The sequence below is a fragment of the Dyadobacter sp. HNCC25DJ187 genome (assembly GCF_056895255.1).
Genome location: NZ_JBXHAT010000002.1, coordinates 1,516,550 through 1,541,816, shown reverse-complemented (window position 1 = coordinate 1,541,816; position 25,267 = coordinate 1,516,550). Strand labels below are relative to the sequence as shown.

Here is a 25,267-nt window from a genome sequence, read left to right as displayed (position 1 = left end):
GGCTCTTACTTTACGATAGACTTTATTGCCAAAATAGGTCCACTTTGTAAATTGATTATTTTCCATTGATCACAGTGCCTGATCGAGTCTAGTAGGGGATAAGCAGGATTATCAAAGTACAGATAATTGGTTTCGTGGTGATTGAAGGCGACGGAAAGATGCGCATATCTTTGAAGTGGTGTGTGAATCTCAGAGTATAAGGCTATTTTTTCAGGTAAATAAATGGCTGATCGCCCAGGAACGTATTCAGTGATTTCGTTCGATACTTTATACATATAGTCGTCTTCCTGATTGATAGTCAGATAAGCACAGATCGAGGTAAAAAATATTGATATTAGTGTGAATGTCCACTTTATTAACGTAGTATAATTGATGTACAGTGCAGTTATTGGCCTTACCGCCAGCATAGCAAAGCAGCTAGCAACAAAGGGCAGAGCAGGCATCAAGTAATAATCACTCTGTTTTACACTTATCATCATTGGAAGTATAACGGATAGAGAAGTCAGAAACATCAACGTGGCCGGCTTCTCTATTTCACTTTCGATTCTGATTTTTTTTCTTCTAAAGTACTCCACACCATATAGAGAGAACAGCAGAACGATATGTGGAACTATTGCTTTAAGCAATACATTTAAAATGTAAAAATGTGCAGTCCAGCTATCATTAATTTTTTCTCTTTTTTTTGTCAGGGCTGAGATAACTTGTCCATCCAAATATTCCGTCAGAAAGAATCTTGCTGGAGGGTATTGCAGAAGAATAATAAAGGAAAACAATAAGGTGCAGCAGATCAGAGCTGTGCCAGATATGACTCGGATATAGGGCGTATTCCTATAAGAAATGCCATAAATTAAAGAGAAAGAAAGCGGAAACAGACCTGTTGGCCCTTTTGTAAGGCAAGCGAGAAATATCGAAATTCCAGCCAACATCCAGTAAGCAAACGCTAGCTGCCCCTTGAAATAAATGGCCTGTAACTGAAACAGACAGGAACAAAGACAAAAAACCGTGATGGTCGAGTCAAGAAGATTATTAGGCATGCTCCACCAGACCGTTCTGATACCGTACCACATTAATACAGGAAGCCAGGCTTGCTGTTTTATGTATACGTGGTTGAGGAATGTGATGTTCCAGATCCGGGCTATCAGATATATACTTGCTGCAAGAACGATAGTATTGTAAATGTTTTCTACGAACATCCCGTTGCCAAAAATTCTGAAAAGAAGTGACTGCAGAAAGAACATGAGTGGCGGATGTTCGCAAAAAAAGCTGCACTTATTATATGGCAACCAGAATGAATCAGCAAAATAGGGTTGCCAAAATGAGCCTAATCCGTTTGCCATGTTTCTGGAAATGGAAGCGTAGGCCAATCCATCAACAAATTGCACGTGATCGAACGATCTGGGTATGAACGTCATTCCTATAAAGCAAACGGTCAGAGTCCATCCCAGGGACAAAAGATTTTTACTTTGACTAGTACTTTCAATCTTCGGCATTGTTCAAAAGGTGTGATGCAGTTATAACGTGAGCGTGCAAAATCAAAAAAATGCACTGCAAAATTCGTAGGAATTAGGAATAGTAGCACAATTACATTTAAGAAGTTATTAAGCGGTAACATACAAGGACTGAAAATCTGTCTGATTTCTGGTCAGGCAATAAGTTTTGTTGTAAATTTCCAAAAGATGAAAAATACGCTGACCAGATTTATTGACCAGATTGAAAAATTACAATCAGGTAGTGAACCCTATTTTCCCTCTGGCATTTTTCCTGCCTATAGAGTCAATCCATTGATCAGGTACAAACGCCCGGACACCACCATCTTCTTTTCAGCCATCAGTGCTTTCACCTTACAGTCACTAAAAGCACAACAGGAACCTGATTTGCAGAAAAGTATCGATCAGATTTGTAAAAATATAACAGCCCATTATCCCGATTTCAGAAACAAAGATGGACTCAAGACTTATAATTTCTGGAAGACAAAACCTTCCCGTCATTTTCCTAATGGGTATATTTTTCGCAGATATGAACATTTCCGGATTCCGGATGACGTGGATGATACTGCCTTTGTCTATCTGACCACCAATCCTTCTGACGAAGAACTGAACTGGCTGAAAGAAAAACTGACCATTCATGCCAATGGATATAAGCAGTGGATACGAAATACCTATCCTGAGTACCGTATGTTGCCTGCTTATTCTACCTGGTTTGGCAAAAACATGTATATTGAATTCGATGTGAGCGTGTTGTGCAATCTGATGTACTGTATTTTTAAATACAGTCTTCCCATAAACCGACATGATGAGGCCAGTTTGGAATATATAAGGTCTGTGATTGAATCGGGCAGATATATGTCCGTTCCGTTTAGGTGTGCACACCAGTATCCGCGTACCGCCCTCATTATTTACCACGTTGCAAGGCTGATCGGTGCATTCAATCCACCCGCTCTCACAGGAATCAGACAGAAGTTGATTGATGACACATTAAGTTTGCTCAGTAAACCGGAAAGTAAGATGGACACCGTGATTCTTTCTACTGCGTTGCTGAGACTAGGGATAAAAACGCCACGCGTTCCTGTTGAGAATTACAATGCGGCTGATTTTGAAGGATTTTACTTCTTTATCGCAGGCTTGTTGACAGCATACGAAAATCCTTTATTGTACCGGCTTTCGGTGAGTCCTCTATTTCATATGCATTGGGTCTGCGAAGCACATTGTTGGGTTTTACTATTTGAATATGAAACACTCTGGAATCAGCAACAGACAGCATGATTCCAAGGCTATTTATAATATGGACGACGAAACTATCTTATTACGTATCAGAGAAATCATTGTTGAAAAGCACGATGTAAAAACATTTGTGTTCGAGAGAGTCGATGGACAGGAATTAGTTTATCAGGCTGGTCAGTTTCTCACTTTTCTAATTTCTCTGCACGGTCGTGAAATACGCCGATCGTATTCCATGAGCTCGGCACCTGATGTGGATAAGTACCCTGCTATTACGGTCAAAAGAGTTTCTAATGGTGAGGTTTCAAGGTATTGGCTGGATCATGCCCGGGTAGGGGCTACTTTCAAATGTTTACATCCAGCTGGCCGGTTCGTGCTGGATAAAGACGATTACGGAGCCCGGGATATCATTTTACTGGCCGGAGGAAGCGGAATCACTCCGCTATTTTCAATTCTCAAGCATGTATTAATTGAAGGAGATGAAGGATTTGTAACTTTGATATATGCCAACAGACACGATAAACATGCATTGTTCCTGGATCAGATCGCTGAACTGGAAAGACACTATCCATCAAGATTTAAAGTTATTCATATTCACAGTCAGCCTGCAGAGGATTGGAATGGAATACGGGGAAGAATCAATAATACCAGACTTGAACAGTTAGTCAGTAAAAATCTGTATTTTTCGAAGGGCCTCGCCAGATTTTTTATTTGTGGGCCTTATGAGCTTATGCGATCCATAGAAATCACCCTTCATTATATGGGTTTCGGGAAGGACCAGATTCGTAAAGAAAACTTTGTGATTGAAAAGCTTCCTCCTCCACCACCAGTATCGTATCCCCGTACAATCCATCTAACAGTTCGTGAGAAAGTTCACAAATTGCTTGTGCCAGCTCATACGACGATACTGGATGCAGCACTTCAATCCGGGATTAACATTCCTTATAGTTGCAAGGGGGGAAGGTGTGCGACTTGTGCTGCGCTACGCACACACGGAGAGGTGCATATGAGCTTTAACGAAGTACTCACTGACCGTGACGTGGCCGAAGGCTGGATACTGACCTGTTCATCTTATGTAGATGGCGATGATGTGAGAGTAGAAGTGCGTTAGAGCACGTAAAATGAACGGAATTGACAGGTTCGAACCAGTATGTTTTTGATCCAAATTGCAGTCTCTAAGGAAAGACTGCATTTTTATACCTTTCAATCGTGACAAATAATACTATTTTTACAGATTAGAGGGCTTTTTTGTAAACCATAAGCAGTGGTAGGTGAAAAATAAGATCATCCGGATCAAGGATATAGCAGAACGCGCAGGGACGTCGAAAGGGACGGTTGACCGTGTGCTACATAACAGAGGGCGGGTAGCAGAAGACGTCCGGGAACGGATACTTGCCATTATAAAGGAGCTGAATTATGAGCCAAACCGCATTGCACAGTCTCTGAAGTCCCAACGGACTTATCATATTGCTGTACTGATTCCCGATGCGGCAGTTGATTCGTACTGGGAAGCTCCGCTTGCTGGTATTGAGCGTGCAGAAAAGGAGCTGCGGCAATATGGTATACGGATTAGCCGTCATGTTTTTACTCCTCATGTTGTACAATCTTTTTTGACAAAAGCGAACGAGGCTACTAAGGAGAATCCGGATGGTGTGCTTATAGCTCCCGTTTTTTATAAAGAAGTAATGCCATTTTTTGAAAACTGGAAATCTCAGGGTATCCCTTACGTACTTTTTAATACGCAGATTGAAAGTGTTGATCCGCTCTGCTATATAGGTCAGGATTCGTATAGAAGTGGCTCGCTGGCTGCTAAAATTCTGAGTTATGGATTGCCTGATCCGTGCGCTCTATTGGTGTTGCATATCAATGAAGATATTCCCAATTCAGCTCACCTTATTACCAAAGAACAAGGCTTCCGGGATTATTTTTTACAAAATAAGGAAGTGAGTCAATACCAGATAATCAGTAGAGATATTGACGCTTTTGATGTTAATATAGACGCGCATCTGGAAGACATTCTCACAACGGATCCTCGTGTAAAGGGTATATATGTTACAAACTCCAAGGCATTTGAAGTAGCCGCCTATCTGGAGAAGCAGGGAATAGAAGGTATAAAGCTCGTCGGTTATGATTTGCTACAACCCAATCTTGAATATCTTGAAAATGGTAGAATCCAGTTCCTGATCAATCAAAATCCGCTGGGGCAAGGGTATTGGGGGATTCACCAATTGGCTAATTATCTGGTGTTCAATCAGGATATTCCCCCCATTAAGTTTCTTCCTCTGGATATCATTACAAAAGAGAATCTGGATTATTATCTTGATCCCACCTGATTACATGCTATCGGTAAAAAGCAAAATGCCTGAGATCACAAGTGAAATCAGGGCATTTTGCTTAATGAGATATCGATCAGAATTCTCCGAACTGACTGTACATTTCCTTCAGTTTTGGTTCTGTTTCTTTGGCTCTGATGTCTTTTCTGATCGAATTTACGCCCTGTATGTCAGTTAACAGGCCCAGTACCTGAAACGCTCCGAATCGTACGAAATAGGCCGGATTGTTGCGTGCCAGGCTTTCCAGAATCGGAATGCTCTGCCGTTGGATATCCTGCTTCGATTTAATCAGATATTTTCCGAAAACCTGCAGGAAATTGTATTTGTCTGACGGTTTCATTCTCTTCATCTTATCCAGAAACCAACTGTAACGACCAGGTTCGGCTAATCCTGCATAATAATTACCTACTGATGTTACAATGGCATCGTTTGGTGAATCTTCGAAACGTGCCGCAATTTCACCCGCATCGGAAGGTTGTCCCATCAGATACTTTTCCAAAGCTACCGATACAACCTGGTAAGAACTGTCTTCCAGGGCCTGACGATAAATACTGTCGCTGTTATTGTCACCGTAAGAAGCCAATGTGATGATTGCTTCTGACCGTACCTGTGGATGAGGGTCCAGCCTGGCTCTGTCCTGAATGATTTTTTCAATGTTTACAAAACCCTCACCTTCATATTCAGAAAAGTTGGAAATAGCCATCTGACGAAGTTTCCAGAACGGATCATTCATCGCTCTGATCAGAATGCCACGGGCGGTGGTGTCTGCCAGTTTTCCTTCAAGACTTGATAACGCTTCATACTTAGGTAAGAAGTCAGAAGAATGGGAATATTGGAAAGCCATTTCCGGACGTATCTTTTCGTGCTCGATTGTGCCCAGAAGCTGCGATTCCGCATCAATCAATACCAGATCTGGTTTTTTTGCGGCGGGAAACTCAAAGCTCTGATTTACTTTGTCAATTATAATTTCGTGTCGGCTTTTTTTGCCTGCTACCCACACATCTACTTTCATGGGTAGGCGGTACACAGTAGTGGCCAGGGTATCTTGCGTTTGTCTGATTTTCAGCACAACCTTATTTGAAGCGTACTGCTGTTCTACTTTAAGTTGAGGGTGTCCCGGTGTGTGGAACCATTGATCAAAAAACCAGTTGAGGTCTTCACCCGTCACTTTTTCAAAAGAAACTCTGAGGTCATCAATTTCTGCAGTTCCAAATGCATGTGATAGCAGGTAATGTTTAAGTGATGCGAAAAATGCCTCGTCACCTGTATATTTTCTTAACATATGCAGGATTCTGCCTCCTTTGGCATAGGAGTGACTATCAAACATATTTTCGGCATCTTTATAAAAATACCGGATCATCGGTTCCTGCTTCGTTTCAGCTTCACCGAAGTATTGCTTCATTTCCTGCAGGTTCTGCCAGTCTGCCTCATTTTTACCATCATTGTATTCGCTCCACAGGTATTCAGAGTAGTTGGCGAAAGATTCGTTCAATGGTAATTGTCCCCATTCTTCGCAGGTTACGTAATTTCCAAACCACTGATGGGCAAGCTCATGTGCGATCACTGCATCGGAATTACCGTCGATGAGTGAACGTGTGTCATTTTGTACCGATTCTTCGTGCGTAGTAGCAGACGTATTTTCCATAGCGCCGGCCACGAAATCTCTAACCGCTACTTGTGCATACTTTTCCCAAGGGAAATCTACACCAAAAATGTTTGAAAAGAAGCCGATCATCTCCGGTGTTCTACCGAATATGGCATGTGCATCACCACCGTATTTAGGTTCTACATAATAGCTTAGTTCTATACCACTTGGCATCATATCCTTTGCTACCGCAAAGTCACCGATCGCCATCATAGCCAAATAGGGAGCGTGAGGTAAGGATTGTTTCCAATGGTCGGTACGAAGGCCTTTTTTTGTTTCCTGGCCTACCAGTAAGCCGTTAGAAAGCGTCTTATATGTACTGTCAACTGTAATGTAAATGTCCTGGGTCATTTTCTGATTAGGAGCGTCGATGGTGGGAAACCAGCATGAGCTACCTTCTGTTTCACCCTGCGTCCAGATTTGTTTTGGCTTCCCCTCTTCCATGCCATCCGCATTGATGAAATACAACCCTTTGTCCGATGGATGATCACCTGGCTGATCGCGAGGAAGGTCATTCGGTTTGGCTGTGTAAGTGATGCGTATATCCAGTGTGTCTTTTCTGGTGTAAGTTTTACCGAGTTTGATATTCAGTTTACGCTTATCATAGGTATACTCGAGTTTTTGAAGAATACGCTTGTTGATGTCAGCTGCGGATGCATCTCCATATTCAGAAAGGCTGTCGAGTAATACAACTTCTTTAATGTCAAAGCCTTTCGCATCCAGTTCAAGTGTACTGGAGGGATAAAAGTGCGGCTTGAATTTGATAATGGCGGTGGCTGGCATTTGTTGGCGTTGCCAGTCGAAACTTACATCAAGTCGTGTATATAAAATATCACTTTTTACTGTTTTTTCCGGTCTGTAAGGTCCTTTTGGTGTTATCATTCCCGGCACTCTACGGTATAGTGTGTCCGGCAGTACCGACGCAGCGTGCGAACTGGCGGCAATTAATAAAATGAGTAAGAAAGAAAGCGTGTGTATGCTCTTTTTAATAAAACTATAATTCATATTTGTGGTCATAACCGTTTCTGGTTTGGACGTAAGGGTGAAGTGATTCAATTATTTATCTGATTTTGGTCCCTAAACCTTAAATGTCACGCTGGTTTCTGCAGCTCTTCGTGCTGGGATATAGGAAACAGCCATGGTAATGATAACGATAATGGCTCCGGTAAAGAATATATCTCCCCATATTAATTTCACAGGATAGGCATCTACAAGCGAACTAGCCATACCCATAGATACAAACCCATACTCCATTTGTGCCCAGCATATGCCTATTCCGGAAGCAAGGCCTGCCAGTGCTCCGCTAAATGCTACGATACCGCCTTCAAATAAAAATATGTTCCTAACCAGAACTGGCGTTGCTCCGAGTGCATAAAGCATAGCCACATCCTTCTTTTTCTCGATGGCAAGCATACTCAGTGAAAAGAATATATTAATAGCAGCAACAAGAATGATCAGTGACAATGTGATGGAAACAAAAAGTTTTTCGACACGAATTGCTCTTAATAAATCCGCGTTGAGGGAATCCCTGTCTTTTACTACAAAATCCTTGCTAAGTCTTTTAGAAATGGCATCACTTACCTTTACTTCTGAATACCCCGGAGCTGTTTGTATTTCCAGGGCTGATCGCTCTCCGTCGTATTGCATCAGTGATTCTACTATTGCCAACGGAGCTATAATGTAATCGTCATATCTTGTCTCAATAAAAAATATACCCCCAGGTCGTATCAGTGTCTGACTGAATGCATCAGGAGAGTTGAGATTTAGTGTTTTTTTTCCCGTATTGGGGTATAAAAGCTCAATAGGGACGAGTATTTCAGCCAGAGAAATAGACAGCGCATTTCGTATACCTTCGGCGACTATGGCATAAGGGGTGCCGTTAGGACCGTACAATTTAAGAGATCCTTCTATCAAAGCAGAATCAAGCTGACCGGTAGAAACAAAATTGCTGTCCACTCCTTTAATCCTGACAATGGTTTGTGAATTGCCATATCGTGCAAGCGCATTATCTTCAATGACCTGCGTAACCGACTTCACACCGTCTAATGATTGAATGATATGTATCAATGAGTCTGAAACGGCGAATCTTTTACCTTCCCTAGGAAGAATCTTTACATCAGCATCGAATGTTCGGAAAATTTTCCTGTTCAGATCTTCCATGCCATTAAATACCGAAAGCACTACCACCATAGCCATAGTTCCTACCCCCACACCTGCCATGGCGATGCGGGCAATAACACTGATGAAACTACGCTTGTTGCGGGAAAAGAAATATCTTTTGGCTATCCGGTAAGAAAGATCCATTTCAGCGGTATGTCGACTCAGTTAGATTCTTCCTCATTTTCTTCCGGAGCAGGCGGGATCACTATGCCTGAAAAAAGCTGATTCATTTTGTCTGCATATTCTGCAGTATCATCGATGTAAAATTGCAGATGTGGTACAATACGTAGTTGATGGCGTACACGATCACCAAGCTTTTGACGGAAAAATTTAGTATTCTCCCGAATCGTTTCCAGCAGGAAACTTTTATTTTTATCTGGCAGGAAGCTCAGGTAGGCTCTTGCTATACCTAGATCCGGCGTAACGCGTACGGCAGTGATGGTTACGAATGATCCACTTGTAAGATGCTGCGCATCTTTCTGAAAAATCTCACCCAGATCTTTCTGAATCTGTCTCCCTACCTTTTGCTGTCTTTTTGATTCCATTTGTTGTTATATAGATTTTGTGCTTTTTGTGCACAATAGTGTCATTTTAAAACAGGTCGATATCGGCTGTTTTGTATTTAAATAACCACAAATATCTATACTTATTTTGTTTTTGTAGAACCCGGCGTTGTAATTTCGTGAAAGTTATTCTCACGGGATTCATAACCGACACATTTCTTGCTAAGTTTTTTCAGAGTTAATGCGAAGTACCAGATCGTCAGTCTGGTTATATTTTTCCTGCTACTGAGGTTACCTTTTTTTCTGGGTGGAGCTCCTTTGCTGATTCCTGAGCATAGCTGGATGCTGGTAGGTGAACAGATGCATCATGGTTTTATGCTATATAGGGATATATGGGATAATGTGAGTCCTTTCTCTGGTATGGTCTACTGGTTGCTCGATACACTTTTCGGAAGGCAGCAATGGGTATATCAGCTCACAGCGGTGATCGTATCTCTGATCCAGATCATTTATTTCAACTATGTGATTAATTCCCGTGATGCGTTCCCTGAAAGGACGTTTGTTCCGGGAGCTATCTATGCCCTGTTTCTGAATGTATCATTTGACCTGGGTACACTTTCACCCATGTTGCTGGCGAATACCTTTTTACTGTTTGCTTTTGGCTCTATAGTGAAAATTCTGGTTCGTCGTGAAGTAACCAATCAGGTTTTTGAAATGGGCATGTATATAGGCATAGCTACATTGTTCTATCTGCCCGCTTCACTTTTTATGGTTTGGGCTTTTCTTGCTTTACTGTTCTATACCGGTTCAACCATCCGTCATCATCTGTTGGGGCTATTCGGATCGGTTTTTCCTTTGCTAATGGTCGTTTTGTTCTTCTATATGAATGATAGTGTAGAAAGCTTAAACCGAAATCTGTTAACCTCTGTTTTTCAGGTAAAGCAATATAACTTCAACGATTTTGCATCGCTTCTTGCATCGCTACTCCTGCCTCTGGGGTTTGGTATTATGGGTTTTACACGGATTTTTACAACACAAAGGTTTGTGAATTATCAGACCAGAATTCAGCAGGTAATGGCTTTATGGTTCATCATAGCTGTTTTCAGCATTCCATTGATGCAATACCTGGCACCCATGCAATTTCTCGTCTTCATTCCGCCGGCGGCGTTTTTTGCAACACATTACTTCCAGAGTTTTAAAAAGAAGAGCATACTGGATGAGGTTCAGTTCATATTCATGGGCGCCATGATTGTGCTGATCCAATACCAGGGGTTACGCGGAATCTTGCCTGGTGTTGCGATGGGAAAACTGGAAAACCTGCGTGTAAAGGAGGCCGCACTGCCATCAGAAATTCGGAATAAAAGAATATTGGTGCTGGGTCAGCATTCGGGAGAATATGTAAACAATCATACGGCAACGCCCTATCTCAACTGGGATCTGGCCAGTTACGATTTAATGAATCTGGATAACTTCGACAGCGTAATCCACATCTATGATAACTTTCGGAAAGATCCGCCTGATTATGTGATTGATAAATCGAATATCATGCCCAAATTATTGAACCGGGTACCTGCCCTCAAAAGGCAATATGTACCCAGTCCCTGGAAAGGTATTTATCAACGTAAAATTTAGATCAGCACGCAATTTTATCGACGCGCGTCTGATGTCTGCCACCTTCAAATTCAGTATTTAGGAATGCCTGGATACTGGCTAATGCAGTTTCCAGTTCGATGAATCTTACCGGAAGACAAATTACATTTGCATCATTGTGCTGTCTGGCTAATGGTGCCAAAGGTAAATCCCAAACAAGTGCTGCACGTATGCCCTGATGCTTGTTGGCAGTGATGCAAACGCCTTGTCCGCTTCCACATAATAAAACGCCCTTTTCAAATTCTCCATTCTCCACACCACTGGCGACCGGATGTGCAAAATCGGCGTAGTCAGCAGATTCTTCGCTGTACGTTCCGAAATCTTTTACCTCAAAACCGTTGGTGGTAAGCCAGTTGATCACGGGCTCTTTGTAAGGAAATCCGGCATGATCTGAACCAATAGCAATTTTTCTCATTACTTTTTTGTTAATTGTAACCCCTCTGTGTGAAAAAGGCGGTGAATTGGTGAATTTTACTTTATAAGCGAATTGTGCTATAAAGGTAGTATTATCTGTTTTATAACTAAATTGACTTTATCAATATGAGTGAAGAAATAAAACCAACTGAAGGTGAACTGATAGACGTATCCCTCTTAAATCCGGCAGTTCCGGAAGATGAAAAACGAATAAAAGAAGCGTTTGAAGATAGAAACTGGAGTGAGATAAAAAGCGCTGACTCCTGGGTTATATTTAAAGTAATGGCCGAATTTGTGGAAGGATTTGACAAAATGGCTAAAATAGGTCCATGTGTATCCATCTTCGGATCCGCCCGCACTTTACCTGATAATCCTTATTATAAAATAGCAGAAGATATTGCTGCAAAGCTAGTGCGTCATGGCTACGGAGTTATTACCGGTGGTGGACCCGGTATCATGGAGGCTGGTAACAAAGGTGCCTTTGAACAGGGTGGAAAATCGGTGGGATTAAATATCAAACTACCTTTTGAACAGCATAGCAACATTTATATCGATCCTGATAAAAACATTAATTTCGACTTTTTCTTTGTTCGGAAAGTGATGTTTGTAAAGTATTCCCAGGGATTTATTGTGATGCCGGGTGGCTTTGGTACGCTGGATGAATTGTTCGAGGCAATGACATTGATTCAAACAAAAAAAATAGGGCGTTTCCCGATTGTACTTGTTGGTACTTCGTATTGGCAGGGATTGATCGACTGGATAAAGGGAACTATGCTGACTGAGCAAAACATTAGTCCCGAGGATATGAAACTGATCAGCATCGTTGATACGCCTGATGAAGCTGTGAAGGTTATAGATTCCTTTTATTCCAAATATTTACTGAAACCTAACTTCTGATTTTGAGTGTATGAGCAGCAGGTTTATGGTAGCTTATTTGGGTTACTGTAAATCTTGCATGCACTATTTTGATAATTATCAAAGGAATTAGCTGCAACTATTCTGACTTTTGTGAAACACTATGCAACGCACAACACAATGAGTAAGGTAGAACTGCTATTCATTAATATTTTATTTTTTCTGCTGTTAGCTCAGCAATCCACGGCTCAAAGTACGAAGGAATTTCTACAAGATTTTGAAGCATTGTCCAAAGCCCGATTTGATTCTGTTAAAGCGAATCATTTACTGGAAACCTACTTTACACTGCTGACTCCGTTCAATCAGGTCAATCAATTGGCTAAGTCGATAAAAGGCCAAAAGCTGGTTCAATTTCCTCTTGCTGAAATTATAGAACAACCCGTTTACAGGAAACAGATTGAAGGTATGCTTGAATCCGCTTTACCTCAGGTAAGACTACTGGGGTATTTAATGATCGCTTCAGGTGGCGATAAGAAAAGGGTAGGAGTATTGGCGGACAAACTTAAAACGGAATTAAATGAAAGCTGTTCTTTATGGCTGGGTATGAGTCTGATGTCATTGGGATACGCTGAAACCTCTACGCTCTTTCCTTGGGTGGTGAAGAGAAATGTAGAAGCCGGTGGATTCTTATTTCCGATGTTTGTAAGTCTGTCTCCTGATTCGCTTCAACAAACGGCATATCAGTTTATAGAAAGTGAAGATTGGAATGAGCGTATCGGTGCTGTTCAGTTATTCAGCTATACAAAAAAAACTGTCCGAACAGAAACCTTATTGAGGCATGCGATTGTCACATGGCCTTTCCATTTAAAAGGGTATGCCATTGTTCCTGCCCAGTCTTTACAGATCGGTAAGCTGCTGCCATCGCTCAGGCCGCTTCTTGATAGCTCAGTAACTAAACGATCTGCTCTAAATGCTCTCGCAAACAGTCCCACTCCGTCGGACAGGCAATATGTAAAGGAATTGGCACAAAAGGATTCGTTGGATAGATATGTGATGGCTTCGTTACAAAGTTCCGGATATACCGATATGCGGAGGCAATGGCTTCTGAGTTTGCAGTCAGAAAAGTTGCCGTCAGACTATTACTTCTCAGTATTTAGTGATACGCTTTTGAAAAGCGATGCATTGTTACCTGATGTTCAAATGAGTTTGAGGAATATAAGGAAAACGAAGCTCGTCAGTAATCTTTTGCCAGTTCTTGCAGGTAGGGAAGATCCAAAATCTCAGGAAATTTTATTGGACTTGTTACGGAATCAAGACAGCTGGGTTAGAGAAACCGCCGGTAGAGCGTTGCTAGGTACATGTTCAAAGGATCTGAAGCGCGTTTTGCCTGAATTAGTGAGGGATACCACATTATGTACCGCGGCCTTGTTTGATTTGTTGATCACTTGCAAAAATGACTCATTGCAGGATACTGCGGAACACATCTTTCGAACAAGTGAGGATAGTTTTATAACAACCGGTGCTCTTAATTACCTTTCTTGTTTCCCTGAGACGAAGCATTTAAATCTTTTCAGGGAAGTAATCAAGGATAGAGAAGGAGAGTTTCGCACACTAAACAGAATAGCAGCCCAAGGACTTTCGCGGCTCAAAGATGTATCATCAGTTGAGAGTATTATAGAGGTAAGTGAAGAAGAAAGAAAAAAATCTGATCTGAATTCAATGGTATACATTGAGGCGTTGGGAAAACTGAAAATAACTGCATCGAAGGAATATATATTGTCATTTTCAACCAGCAAAGAGGAGCAAGTGAAAGCGTTGGTGTCGGAAGTACTAAGCACATGGTAAATTAGTAAGTGAGGTATGGTGCCATTTTCTGCATTGTCACTTCATCAAGGACCTTCACTTTCCTTAAATCCTCAGGCGACGAATAGGCACCGTGCTGATTTCTATAATTAACAATCACATTTGCCAGCTTTTTGTTACGCAGATAAGAGTGTGCACTCAGCTCTTCAGCAGTTGCCGTATTGATGTTGATTTTCCTGACTGCCGTACTGATTTTTGCATATTTGTTCAATTCAGCTACAGCGATAGAATCCAGTCCATAAATCTCTGAAAACTGGCTTGTGGAATGAAAACCACCAATTCCATCGCGGAATTTAAGAATCCTTAAAGATAACTTACTACCAATTCCTTTTAACTTGATGAGCTGTGTTGTATCTGCGGTATTGATATCGAAAGGCGCTAGTGAAGGTTTGGTATATTTATTACCTTTTGTCTGAACATCAGCTAGGTTTCTATCAGGATTTAAAGACGGCTTTTCTGAATTGACAGGAATCTTGCTAACGGAAAGGGTGATGTAAGGTTCCAGACTTTTATAGGTGGCTGCAGGAAAATCGTAGATGTGCAGTAAATCCTCCTTCTTTCTGAATTTGCCTCCTTTACTTCGATATTTTTCAATTCTTTTGGCAAGAAATTCCGGTATTCCAAGCGTTGTCAAATCTTCAACAGATGCCGTATTGGGATCGAATGGAAATAACCGGACAGGCTTTTCTGCTTTTTTAGAAAATTCCTTCTTTTCGTAATTGTTGAAGCCAGGCTTCTCCGGAGTTTCCTTATTGAGTTCTGCGACGATGCTGTCTAGTTTTTGTGTGTCGAGCTTTTTTTCTGTTATGGGGGCGGGGAAATGGGGGAGAATCAACCTGCGAAAAACAAACGGTGTCCATATCAGAAAACACATCAGAATCATCAGTACAAGCGCTCCCCGCGCTTCTTTACGGGATATACCAAAGAAATCCTGTAGCTGACTAATTATTTTCCGGATCATACCGTCTGAGGTTTAGTGTGCAAACACTTAGACGGTATAAGGTCAGAATGGTTTCCAGATTTTTAATTGGGAACCAGAGGCTATGATATTAAAGTCGCTGTCGTTATGACATAGTTCCAAATCAAAATGAATAGCATAATAAGCTATCAGACAATCATTGGGTTTGCGGATTGTTAGTCCTTTCTTGCGTAAGGAACGGTATAAACTTGCTGCTTCCAGAGATACAAGGTAAGGATCCAAAACCAAAGGAGTCAATCCTTTGAAGGCATCTACTGTATTAGTGAAGTCATGGTCTTGTTTAATTCCTTGTAAAAGCTCCTGTAAGATAGTTGGGCAATAACAAACTTCGTCAAGAAGCAGAGATTGATCCAGCAAACTAGTTTCAGCGGATTGTACCCCATTCCTGAAATTGATCCACACTGAGGTATCAAACAGACGGTACGTCATAACTTCTCATTTGATCTAAATCACCTTCCCATCCACCTTTGCCATTCATTTCCCGAAGACGTTGACGACGTTTTGCATTGATCAGTTCGGTCAACGCAAAATCGATGATCTCTTTTTTTGTGTGAAGACTTTTGTCGAGATCTCTTATTTTATTGATTTTACTTTCATCAATTTCGATATTGGTTCTCATGTCTTATATTTTTATACACACTAATATACAAATTTTATACACATGCATATTCATTGCCATCAAATTGTCTAATTTTGCCAACGCTCAAATTTGAGAGCGGACACAACTGTTGTTCTACCGATAATAAAATTTAAGTAACGTATTATAATGAGTCAGCTACCAGCAACTTCCTTGCAAGACATAATCGGGCACGCAAAAGAATACGGATTTGTATTCCCTTCTTCTGAAATATATGATGGCCTCCAGGCTGTTTATGACTACGGTCAGAATGGTGTTGAACTGAAAAATAATCTGAAAGCGGCATGGTGGAAAGCGATGACGCAACTGAACGATAATATAGTAGGTATTGATGCTGCCATATTTATGCACCCGCTTACCTGGAAGGCTTCCGGGCACGTAGATGGCTTTAACGATCCGATGATCGACAACAAGGACTCAAAAAAACGTTACCGTGCAGATCAGTTGCTGGAAGGAAAAGCTGAGCAATATGAAGCAGAAGGGCAGGCAGAAAAAGCAAAAGCACTTTTAGCCGAAATGGGCCGTTTGCTTAGCGCTGAGGATCTGAATGGTGTGAGAGAACTGATTATTGCTGAAAATATAAAATGTGCAGTATCCGGTACTACGAACTGGACGGAGGTTCGCCAATTTAACCTCATGTTCAGTACGCAGGTGGGTTCGGTTGCAGAGGATTCAAGTTTGATTTATCTGCGTCCTGAAACTGCTCAGGGGATTTTTGTGAACTTCCTGAATGTGCAGAAAAGTGGCCGTATGAAAGTGCCTTTTGGTATTGCACAAATTGGAAAGGCCTTCCGTAACGAAATTGTAGCGCGCCAGTTTATCTTCCGTATGCGTGAATTTGAACAAATGGAAATGCAATTTTTCATTCGTCCTGGTACTGAAATGGCTTGGTATGAAACATGGAAAGAAACCCGTTTAAAGTTCCATAAAGCGATTGGTTTACCAGCAGAGAAATTGAAATTCCATGATCACGAAAAGCTGGCACATTATGCCAATGCGGCCGTGGATATTGAATATGAATTCCCTTTTGGTTTCAGAGAAATGGAAGGAATCCATTCAAGAACTGATTTTGACTTGAAAAATCACCAGGAACTTTCTAAAAAGAAGCAGCAGTACTTTGATTCTGAGCTGGACGAAAATGGTAAGCCATATGGAAATTACATTCCTTATGTGGTGGAGACGTCCGTAGGAGCAGATCGTTTGTTTCTGGCTACTTTCTGCAATGCTTATACTGTAGAAACAGTAGGAGAGGGTGAAAACGAAAAACAAAGAACATTCCTGAAGTTGCATCCTGCTTTGGCTCCTTTCAAGGCGGCTGTGCTTCCACTAGTGAAAAAGGATGGTTTGGCAGAAAAAGCACAAGCTATTGCTAATTCTCTGAAATCATCATTCCGTACTACTTACGATGATGGTGCGGCGATTGGTAAGCGTTACACACGCCAGGATCTGATCGGAACGCCTTTCTGCATTGTGATAGATTACCAGACTATGGAAGATGATACCGTAACAATTCGCCACCGCGATACAATGGAGCAGGAGCGGGTTGCTATTAGTGAGCTAAAAGAAAAAATCGGTTATCAGGTTGCTGTAGAGCGTATTCTTGAAGCGATTTGAAATTAGCCGATACAAAATAAAAGCCTGAGCGTAATGCTCAGGCTTTTATTGTAGAAAATAGTAAGCTGCCCCTTAAGCAAGCTTAACATTTACTGCATTTAGTCCTTTATTTCCTTCTTTAAGGTCAAAAGTTACATCGTCATTTTCACGAATATCGTCAACCAGACCTGAGATATGTACGAAATAGTCTACTCCTGATTGTGTGTCTTTAATGAACCCGTATCCTTTAGAGTCATTGAAGAATTTTACTGTTCCTTGATTCATATTTATTTATTGTATTATATAATTGTTACAAAGGTACGGATTGTAAATCGATATATGCTTAAAATATTTAAAGCTAAACCGGAAGTAACCCAATTATACTGCATGTTTTATCAAAACTTCACTTTTTCATTTGGTTCAATCTGTCTACCTTTGCGTTTTAGATAGCATATACATGACAGAACAGATTCTGATTTTAGATTTTGGCTCCCAGTACACGCAATTGATCGCGCGTCGGATTCGCGAGCTTAATGTTTATTGTGAAATCCATCCTTACAATAATTTCCCCGAACTTACCCCAAATATCAAAGGCGTCATCCTGTCAGGCAGTCCATGCTCGGTACGTGATGAAAATGCACCAAAGATAGATCTTGATAAATTTCGCAGGATAGTACCTGTTTTGGGTGTTTGCTATGGTGCTCAGCTAATGGCTCAGGTGCTTGGCGGGGATGTAAAGCCTTCGCAGCACAGAGAGTATGGCCGCGCTCATTTGAAAATAGATGATGTGGATTCATCTCTATTGGCAGGTTTGTCTGCATCTTCTCAGGTATGGATGTCACACGGTGATACGATCGTAAAAGCGCCTGACAATTTCAGAGTGATTGCTTCAACCGAATCCGTTCATGTTGCTGCCTATAAAGTAGAAGATGAACTTACATATGGAATTCAGTTCCATCCGGAAGTGACGCACTCCACAGAAGGTAAAAAGCTGATGGAGAACTTCGTGGTTAATATCTGCGGATGTAAGCAGGATTGGACTTCAGACTCATTCGTAGATCAGTCTGTCAAGTCATTACGCCAGCGTCTTGGTAACGACAAGGTGGTTATGGCACTGTCTGGTGGTGTGGATTCCACCGTAGCAGCAATTCTTGTTCATCAGGCGATTGGCAAAAACTTATATTGCATATTCGTTGATAACGGGCTTCTTCGTAAAGATGAGTTCGAGCAAGTTTTACATTCCTACCAGGATATGGGTTTGAATATCAAGGGTGTAGATGCCAAAGATCATTTCTATGGTCTGCTGGCAGACTTGTCGGAGCCTGAAGCAAAGAGAAAAGCAATAGGAAAAGCATTTATTGATATTTTCGATCAGGAAGCACATTTGATCGAGGATGTGAAATGGCTTGGACAAGGTACAATCTATCCTGACGTCATTGAGTCTGTTTCAGTGAAAGGACCTTCCGCTACTATCAAATCACATCATAATGTGGGTGGTTTACCGGATTTTATGAAATTGAAAGTGGTGGAGCCTTTGAACACATTGTTTAAAGATGAGGTAAGAGCTGTAGGAAAAACGTTGGGTATAGATCCTAAAATTCTTGGTCGTCATCCATTCCCGGGACCTGGTCTTGCAATTCGTATTCTTGGGGAAATTACTCCTGAAAAAGTCGCAATATTACAGGAAGTTGATGCAATTTTCATCGGTGGACTTCGTAAATGGGATCTTTATCAAGATGTATGGCAGGCAGGAGTAATGCTTCTTCCTGTGAAAAGTGTAGGTGTGATGGGCGATGAGCGTACTTACGAAAGTGTAGTTGCTTTGAGAGCTGTTACGTCTGTAGATGGTATGACAGCCGACTGGGCACATTTACCCTACGATTTTCTTGCAGAAGTTTCCAATGATATTATCAATAAGGTAAAAGGAGTTAACAGAGTGGTTTATGATATATCCTCAAAACCGCCTGCAACGATTGAATGGGAATAATCATTTTAATCGTTGGTAGCTTTATAATCAAAGAAAGCGGACGATCGTCCGCTTTCTTTGATTATTAGTGTATGTAGTTGTGTTTTTATGTCAGGATCGTCCGACTCCGCGGCTGATCAGACTTAGTACAAAAAGTACCAGAAATACAAAGAACAATATTTTAGCTATACCGGCTGCTCCTGCAGCTATTCCGCCAAATCCAAGCACTCCCGCAATAATGGCTACTACAAGAAATATTACTGTCCATCTAAGCATAATTGACAAAAGGTTAAGTTTGTTAAATGTGATATGACTGAATAATTACCAATTGTATGCCAGGCGTTGAAAAGACTTAATAGACCTGCAGATCAGGCGCTGATGGGTTTTACTTAGTATAGTTTGTGGAGAATGATGCACATATACGCTATAAATCAAGTGTTTGATAGGTATAGCATACTGATAAGGTATCTCACAACTGTGAATAGGAGAATAAGTAATCATCGATTTAGATGTATTTACATAGATTTAAGAATGAAACTAATAAAATGATAATGAAAAAGTTACTTGCCGTTTTCTTTGTAGCTGTAATCAGTGTACCGGTGTCTGCCCAGTCGGACAGATGGCAGCAGCGTGCAAAATATGAAATGGATATTCAGTTTGATGTAAACAAACATCAGTACAATGGAACGCAGAAGCTGGTATATACCAATAATTCTCCGGATACATTATCCAAAGTTTTCTATCACTTATATCTGAACGCATTTCAGCCAGGCAGCCAGATGGATGTACGCTCCCGTACGATTAGTGATCCCGATGCGCGCGTTAAAGATCGTATTGCCAAGTTATCACCGACTGAAATCGGTTATGAAAAAATTCTTTCTCTCAAACAGAATGGCAAGCCACTTCAATATAAAGTGGTAGGTACCATTCTGGAAGTGACACTGGCGGAAAAAATTCTCCCTAAAACGCAGCATACATTTGATATGCAGTTTGAGGCTCAGGTACCACTTCAGATTCGTCGTACTGGTAGAGACAATAACGAGGGGATTGACTATTCAATGGCACAGTGGTATCCTAAAATGTGTGAATATGATTATGAGGGCTGGCACGCCAACCCATATATAGCCAGAGAGTTTTATGGAATATGGGGAGATTTTGATGTGAAAATTACCATTGATGCTTCGTATGTAGTGGCAGCGACCGGTTATCTTCAAAATCCTGATAAGATCGGACACGGTTACAGCAAGAAAGAAGTGAAGCACAAATCCGGTACGAAGCTTACATGGCATTTTGTTGCTCCCGAGGTGCATGATTTTGTGTGGGCAGCTGATCCGGATTACAAGCATGACATTGTGAAGGTGGATGATAAACTGGATCTGCATTTCTTTTATCAGGCCGACTCTTTGAACGTGTGGAAGCAAATGGAACCAATGGCTGTGAATACTTTCAAGTTTATGAATGAGAAGTTTGGCCGGTACCCCTACAAGCAATATTCTGTTATACAGGGTGGGGATGGCGGAATGGAATATCCAATGGCCACGCTAATCACCGGTAGACTGAATCTGAGATCATTGGTGAGCGTAACCGTTCACGAGTCAATTCACAGCTGGTTTCAAATGATTTTGGGAAGCAACGAGTCGAAGTACGGCTGGATGGATGAAGGTTTTACGACTTATGCACAGAACCTGGTGATGGCAGAATTGTTTCCGTCGAAAGGAGATCCGCAACGAGCCACCACTGCAAGCTATATTGCTTTGGCCAAATCCGGCATTGAAGAACCGCTAACAACCCACGCAGATCATTTCAACACCAATAGGGCATACAGCGTTGCCAGTTACTCGAAGGGAGGAGTGTTTCTTAATCAACTAGGCTATATCATCGGAAAGGATAAGCTTGAAACAGTGATGAGACGCTATTTCAACGAATGGAAATTCAAACACCCCAATCCGACAGATCTAAAACGTATTGCAGAAAAGGAATCAGGATTGGAACTAGATTGGTATTGGGAAAACTTTGTTGGGACTACCAAAACAATCGATTATGGTATCAAAGAAGTTGTATCTGCATCTGCGAAAACGGAAGTAGTGCTCGAAAGAATCGGGCAAATGCCTATGCCTCTTGATGTGGTTGTAAGCTATAAGGACGGCTCTATTGAGAATTTTTATATTCCGATGGAGATCATGAGAGGAGAGAAGAAGGAGAATCTGTATAGCAAAACTACATTGCTTTCCGACTGGGGCTGGACTTATCCTGAATATACATTCACTATTGATAAGAACCTGAATGATATTGAACGCATCGTGATAGATCCGAGTCAGCGAATGGCTGATATCAATCCGGATAATAATGTGTACCCGTCATTATCCAAAGAGCTTCCGCGCTTTAAAGGAGAAAAAGTGCAGTAGGGTAAGTCGATATAGACTTCAAGGAGCAATTTGTGCATGGGAAGAATAAGTAATTCGGATCGTGCATAAATTGCTCCTTCTTTATTTATATAGTTACGAATATCCGAAACTATCTGCCGATTTTAAGTATGGTTCCTATTCTGAGCCCCATTCGCTGAAATTCAGCTCCGTGAAACTGTCCTACAACTTCCACCTTCACTACCTGGTAAATATTAGCTATACCATAAACCAGTTCGGTGTAATTACGCATGGTTGGTACTTTCAAATAATGAACCTGTAGATTTTCGGACAGACCCGTTACCCGCAGCGGCTCTATACGTGTGAGTAGAAAGTGCTGTAACGACCACACTGCATGCGCCTGAAAGAACCATTGAGCTGTGCTATGTTCGTAATAGGGAAGCATTTTGAACTGGTACGGCGTATCGCCCCAAAGAAAGAAAAACTCATTACCCATGAAATGTCGGTAGTCATGAAAATACATTTTTTTCTTGGTTAGAAAACCCCCGCCGTTGACGCTGTAATCCAGACTACTTCTGGGACCGATATTGAGGTTTTGCCGGATGGTACCCTGTAATAATGAATAATCTATATCGCCCACAAAAGGTAAACCGGATTTGTAATTAACAGAAAAAGAGGGGCCGTTACTTCTGAGATACCTCTTCTCTCCGTTCCGGATCAGGTATCTGCGCCAGGGGCGTATGTGTGCGGTGACATCAAAAATGAAGGCGTTGTTTTCGGGGAAGCCAGTATCAGCCAATTCATTGTTAACCGGCCTGTTGGGCGTATAATGATATTTTTCCCATAAGAAAATAGGCCGCAGACCTGGTATATTAAACAGCTCTTTTCTCTTCTCGTATTCAAGACTTACATCGAAACCAAAAATATCCGCAATGTTTCTGACCGAATACTCCGTTCTGATGTAGCGCTGCTGGTAAAGTTTCATCAGGCTTCTGGAAAAGAACCGGCCAGCTATACTATTAGGGAAGGGCAGGATCGGGTTATTTCGATTAAACTGAGAAGCCATTTCGCCACCTGAAAGTGTAAAGTCCCAGTTAGTATCACCAATATTTGCTTCAATGTTGCCATATAATCGCTTGCGACCAAAAGAGTACCTTGCCAAAGGGCGTATGCCAAAATGCCTGGTTTTATCCCAGGTCTTTTTCCATTCTGTAATAATATTGAGCGCATTACCTTCTACAGCATTATAACTGATTGACCACAGCGGACTTTTAAAATAAAAGGAATGGCCGTTCCCTAGTGAATAGGTGTTACCTGTGGCCAGATGCATCAATTTAAAATGAGTGGAGTCCGGTTTAGTATTTTCTGCATCTTTGACAACCTTGATACTGTCTTGCAGTGAATAACTGCTCACTTCCGAAGGGGTTAGTGGTATAGGGCGTAGGCTTTCCCAGTAAGTCGTATCTCTTCGATTAGCCAGCGTATCTATAACAATGGAATCTTGTCTGACCAAACGCTTGTCGCCAGCTATTTTTTGTTCCTTTCTCTGCTCTTTTTCATACTGCTTTGTCAGCTTTCTGAAATTTTTTGTAGAAAACTCTTTCTGTTGTTCAATCAGTTTGTCCAGTTTACCGCTCGTTTTCGCCGGAGTTTCCTTTTTATGATCTGCAATAACAATATCTTCACGCAAGCCCGGATCTACATCCAGCTTGCTGTAAGTCACAGATACCAGATAGCGGAATTCTCCTGCAAATCCGAGATAACCGCCATCCAATTGAAATTGCTGATTTACGGGTAGCCATACATTGCTGATCGGTGAGAAGACTTGTTTGGCTGAGATATTTAAACCTCTTGTCGTAGTTTGTAAATCGTAGCTATGGATTGCCCAGCGATCTTCAATAATAAAAAGGCTGCCCTTGAAAACGCCCTCGCCATAGGCTTTTGGAATAACCTTGATTTTATTAACTACAACCCCGCGGTCTTCAAAATAGCCCTGGTACTCGTAACGGTAATAGCCAAATGCTTTTGGTGAAAGCGGCGAAATGGTACCAGCTATTTCCGGACTATACAAACTGGCTAAAATATATTCGTTGGGCGAAGGTATGCTGTTGTCGAAACTATTGCGGGTTGATATGATCCGTTGTCTATAATTGTTCGGTCTGCTGTATTTGATTTCCGCCACACTTTCATTCAGAATAGCTTTACCTTCCTGAATACCTTCTTTTTTTAGTCTTCTGGCTATGAGTGAGGGAATTTTGGTAGGTAGCCCGGTACTGCGCGAATATACGCGTGCGGTATATCCTCTCACTTGTAGCTGGTGGAAGCGGGCCTTCGCGATAGCCTTTCGCATAATCGTATAGGCCGCATCCTCAGTAGCTGCGCCAACGCTGGCTTCTTTAAGCGTAAGTGCCTGTTCTTCCATTTGCACATTCAGTTCTACAAATGAATTAGAAATAACCACGGATTTGGTCACGGTCTTGAAACCCAGATATTGAAAGCTGATTTCATAGGATCCGGGATCGAGTGAGAGCTCATAAAGTCCGTCAGCGTTAGCCATCGTTCCAAGGTTGGTTCCTTTAACCGATAATCCTGCATAGGGCAGGATATCACCATTGGTGGTGGTTATTTGTCCTCGAATTCCTTTGCCATTAGCAAACTGAATTAACTGGAGTAATAGTAGAAAAATGAAGGCAATACGCATGTTATGAATTTACAGACTGATAATGAGCTACTCAGGATTTACTCGTGCAACTGATGCCCGCAGTTGCTGCAATAATTGGCACTTACTGGCATTGCCTTACCGCAGGAAAGGCATTCGATGTTTTCAGTTTTTTTACTTACAGGCTGCGTGCGCGACATTTCTACTGTTACAATACCAGTAGGAACGGCGATAATTGCATAGCCCATAATCATTACTATAGATGAAATTACCTGACCTACAGGTGTTTTTGGCGTAAGGTCGCCATAGCCCACTGTTGTGATCGTCACAATTGCCCAATAAATACTCTGTGGAATACTTGTAAAGCCATGCTGCTCACCTTCTACTACATACATAATCGTACCAATGATCAGAACAAGTGTGATGATGGTAAGCATGAAGACGGTAATTTTCTGCAAACTGGCAATAATTGCAGTTTTGAGCACGTGTGCGTGATGAACGAAACTGGTCAGTTTGAGTATACGGAATACACGCAGCAATCTGAGAATGCGTATCGTAACAAGGAAATGGCCTGCCGGTAAGATGAAAGTGAGGTAAAACGGAATAATGGATAGAAAATCGATGATTCCAAAAAAACTGAAAAGGTATTTGAGAGGTTTGGGATGGCTGTAAATTCTCAGCAAATATTCAATTGTAAACACAGCGGTAAAGAAAATCTCGAGGCCATGCAAAATTCCGTGAGACTCGGAGCGTATGGAAGGGACACTTTCGAGGCATACCGTAAGTACGCTGAGGAGGATAAGCCAGAGAAGAATGAGGTCAAACTGACGGCCGGGACGGGTATGAGCCCCAAAAATCGTGATGAAGAGCTTACCTCGTAAAGACTTACGATCAATTGCCATGGCTTATTTTTGCTATAAGCTGGCAATG

21 protein-coding genes are annotated in these 25,267 nt (G+C 41.6%); 9 read left to right on the top strand and 12 right to left on the bottom strand.

Features of this window, described 5'->3' with window-relative positions:
* Positions 1 to 5 precede the first annotated feature (5 nt).
* On the bottom strand, positions 6 to 1,490 hold the full coding sequence (locus tag AC1XUE_RS17320) for an ArnT family glycosyltransferase (RefSeq protein ID WP_483357243.1): 1,485 nt from the start codon (positions 1,488 to 1,490) through the stop codon (positions 6 to 8).
* A gap of 186 nt (positions 1,491 to 1,676) precedes the next feature.
* On the opposite strand from AC1XUE_RS17320, the gene AC1XUE_RS17315 reads away from it, so the two are divergent.
* The 3 genes from AC1XUE_RS17315 (at position 1,677) to AC1XUE_RS17305 (ending at position 5,050) form a co-directional block, all read left to right on the top strand.
* Positions 1,677 to 2,762 (top strand): hypothetical protein, encoded by a 1,086-nt coding sequence (locus AC1XUE_RS17315; RefSeq protein WP_483357242.1) that lies wholly within the window; start codon positions 1,677 to 1,679, stop codon positions 2,760 to 2,762.
* Positions 2,728 to 3,828, top strand: a complete 1,101-nt coding sequence (locus tag AC1XUE_RS17310; protein WP_483357241.1) for a 2Fe-2S iron-sulfur cluster-binding protein — start codon at positions 2,728 to 2,730, stop codon at positions 3,826 to 3,828. The genes AC1XUE_RS17315 and AC1XUE_RS17310 overlap by 35 nt, the downstream gene beginning before the upstream one ends.
* Positions 3,829 to 3,988: 160 nt before the next feature.
* Positions 3,989 to 5,050, top strand: a complete 1,062-nt coding sequence (locus AC1XUE_RS17305) for a substrate-binding domain-containing protein (protein WP_483357240.1) — start codon at positions 3,989 to 3,991, stop codon at positions 5,048 to 5,050.
* Positions 5,051 to 5,126: 76 nt separating this feature from the next.
* Here the strand turns inward: AC1XUE_RS17305 and AC1XUE_RS17300 are convergent, their stop codons facing one another.
* Genes AC1XUE_RS17300 through rbfA form a run of 3 tightly spaced genes read right to left on the bottom strand, consistent with a single transcriptional unit; the run spans position 5,127 to position 9,400 of the window.
* Entirely contained in the window at positions 5,127 to 7,712 is a 2,586-nt protein-coding gene (locus AC1XUE_RS17300) for a M1 family aminopeptidase (RefSeq protein WP_483357239.1), read from the bottom strand.
* 60 nt (positions 7,713 to 7,772) lie between these two features.
* Positions 7,773 to 8,999 (bottom strand): FtsX-like permease family protein, encoded by a 1,227-nt coding sequence (locus AC1XUE_RS17295; RefSeq protein ID WP_483357238.1) that lies wholly within the window; start codon positions 8,997 to 8,999, stop codon positions 7,773 to 7,775.
* 17 nt (positions 9,000 to 9,016) lie between these two features.
* Positions 9,017 to 9,400, bottom strand: a complete 384-nt coding sequence (gene rbfA, locus AC1XUE_RS17290; protein ID WP_483357237.1) for a 30S ribosome-binding factor RbfA — start codon at positions 9,398 to 9,400, stop codon at positions 9,017 to 9,019.
* A gap of 177 nt (positions 9,401 to 9,577) precedes the next feature.
* Between rbfA and AC1XUE_RS17285 the strand changes: the two genes are divergently transcribed.
* The gene (locus AC1XUE_RS17285) at positions 9,578 to 10,990 is read left to right on the top strand and encodes a hypothetical protein (protein WP_483357236.1); all 1,413 of its coding nucleotides are present in this window, start codon (positions 9,578 to 9,580) and stop codon (positions 10,988 to 10,990) included.
* Between the two features lies 1 nt (position 10,991).
* Here the strand turns inward: AC1XUE_RS17285 and rpiB are convergent, their stop codons facing one another.
* Positions 10,992 to 11,423 (bottom strand): ribose 5-phosphate isomerase B, encoded by a 432-nt coding sequence (gene rpiB, locus AC1XUE_RS17280; RefSeq protein WP_483357235.1) that lies wholly within the window; start codon positions 11,421 to 11,423, stop codon positions 10,992 to 10,994.
* 125 nt (positions 11,424 to 11,548) lie between these two features.
* Here rpiB and AC1XUE_RS17275 point away from each other — a divergent pair, with 125 nt between their 5' ends.
* Together AC1XUE_RS17275 and AC1XUE_RS17270 are read left to right on the top strand one after the other, a co-directional pair.
* Positions 11,549 to 12,319, top strand: a complete 771-nt coding sequence (locus tag AC1XUE_RS17275; RefSeq protein ID WP_483357234.1) for an LOG family protein — start codon at positions 11,549 to 11,551, stop codon at positions 12,317 to 12,319.
* A gap of 138 nt (positions 12,320 to 12,457) precedes the next feature.
* Positions 12,458 to 14,122, top strand: coding sequence for a hypothetical protein (locus tag AC1XUE_RS17270; protein ID WP_483357233.1), 1,665 nt, complete (start codon positions 12,458 to 12,460; stop codon positions 14,120 to 14,122).
* Between the two features lies 1 nt (position 14,123).
* Here the strand turns inward: AC1XUE_RS17270 and AC1XUE_RS17265 are convergent, their stop codons facing one another.
* From AC1XUE_RS17265 to AC1XUE_RS17255, 3 genes are read right to left on the bottom strand one after another with little or no spacing between them, the layout of a single operon-like run.
* Positions 14,124 to 15,101 (bottom strand): ComEA family DNA-binding protein, encoded by a 978-nt coding sequence (locus AC1XUE_RS17265; RefSeq protein ID WP_483357232.1) that lies wholly within the window; start codon positions 15,099 to 15,101, stop codon positions 14,124 to 14,126.
* Between the two features lie 42 nt (positions 15,102 to 15,143).
* Positions 15,144 to 15,548: a type II toxin-antitoxin system VapC family toxin gene (vapC, locus tag AC1XUE_RS17260; protein ID WP_483357231.1), complete on the bottom strand. Its 405-nt coding sequence runs from the start codon at positions 15,546 to 15,548 to the stop codon at positions 15,144 to 15,146.
* Positions 15,529 to 15,738, bottom strand: a complete 210-nt coding sequence (locus AC1XUE_RS17255; protein ID WP_483357230.1) for a type II toxin-antitoxin system VapB family antitoxin — start codon at positions 15,736 to 15,738, stop codon at positions 15,529 to 15,531. The genes vapC and AC1XUE_RS17255 overlap by 20 nt, the downstream gene beginning before the upstream one ends.
* 147 nt (positions 15,739 to 15,885) lie before the next feature.
* Between AC1XUE_RS17255 and AC1XUE_RS17250 the strand changes: the two genes are divergently transcribed.
* Positions 15,886 to 17,370 carry a glycine--tRNA ligase gene (locus AC1XUE_RS17250; protein ID WP_483357229.1) on the top strand — a complete coding sequence of 495 codons (1,485 nt, stop codon included), beginning with the start codon at positions 15,886 to 15,888 and terminating at the stop codon, positions 17,368 to 17,370.
* A 72-nt stretch (positions 17,371 to 17,442) separates the two neighbouring features.
* On the opposite strand, the gene AC1XUE_RS17245 is transcribed toward AC1XUE_RS17250, so the two are convergent.
* Positions 17,443 to 17,634: a cold-shock protein gene (locus AC1XUE_RS17245; protein ID WP_483357228.1), complete on the bottom strand. Its 192-nt coding sequence runs from the start codon at positions 17,632 to 17,634 to the stop codon at positions 17,443 to 17,445.
* A 172-nt stretch (positions 17,635 to 17,806) separates the two neighbouring features.
* Between AC1XUE_RS17245 and guaA the strand changes: the two genes are divergently transcribed.
* Positions 17,807 to 19,336 (top strand): glutamine-hydrolyzing GMP synthase, encoded by a 1,530-nt coding sequence (guaA, locus tag AC1XUE_RS17240; protein ID WP_483357227.1) that lies wholly within the window; start codon positions 17,807 to 17,809, stop codon positions 19,334 to 19,336.
* Between the two features lie 90 nt (positions 19,337 to 19,426).
* Here guaA and AC1XUE_RS17235 read toward each other — a convergent pair whose 3' ends face one another.
* Complete coding sequence (locus tag AC1XUE_RS17235; protein WP_115834242.1) at positions 19,427 to 19,591, bottom strand: DUF1328 family protein; 165 nt, start codon at positions 19,589 to 19,591, stop codon at positions 19,427 to 19,429.
* 269 nt (positions 19,592 to 19,860) lie between these two features.
* On the opposite strand from AC1XUE_RS17235, the gene AC1XUE_RS17230 reads away from it, so the two are divergent.
* Complete coding sequence (locus AC1XUE_RS17230) at positions 19,861 to 21,720, top strand: M1 family metallopeptidase (RefSeq protein ID WP_483357226.1); 1,860 nt, start codon at positions 19,861 to 19,863, stop codon at positions 21,718 to 21,720.
* Between the two features lie 109 nt (positions 21,721 to 21,829).
* Here the strand turns inward: AC1XUE_RS17230 and AC1XUE_RS17225 are convergent, their stop codons facing one another.
* Positions 21,830 to 24,379: a DUF5686 and carboxypeptidase regulatory-like domain-containing protein gene (locus tag AC1XUE_RS17225; RefSeq protein ID WP_483357225.1), complete on the bottom strand. Its 2,550-nt coding sequence runs from the start codon at positions 24,377 to 24,379 to the stop codon at positions 21,830 to 21,832.
* 38 nt (positions 24,380 to 24,417) lie between these two features.
* Positions 24,418 to 25,239: an ion transporter gene (locus AC1XUE_RS17220; RefSeq protein WP_483357224.1), complete on the bottom strand. Its 822-nt coding sequence runs from the start codon at positions 25,237 to 25,239 to the stop codon at positions 24,418 to 24,420.
* Positions 25,240 to 25,267: the final 28 nt, after the last annotated feature.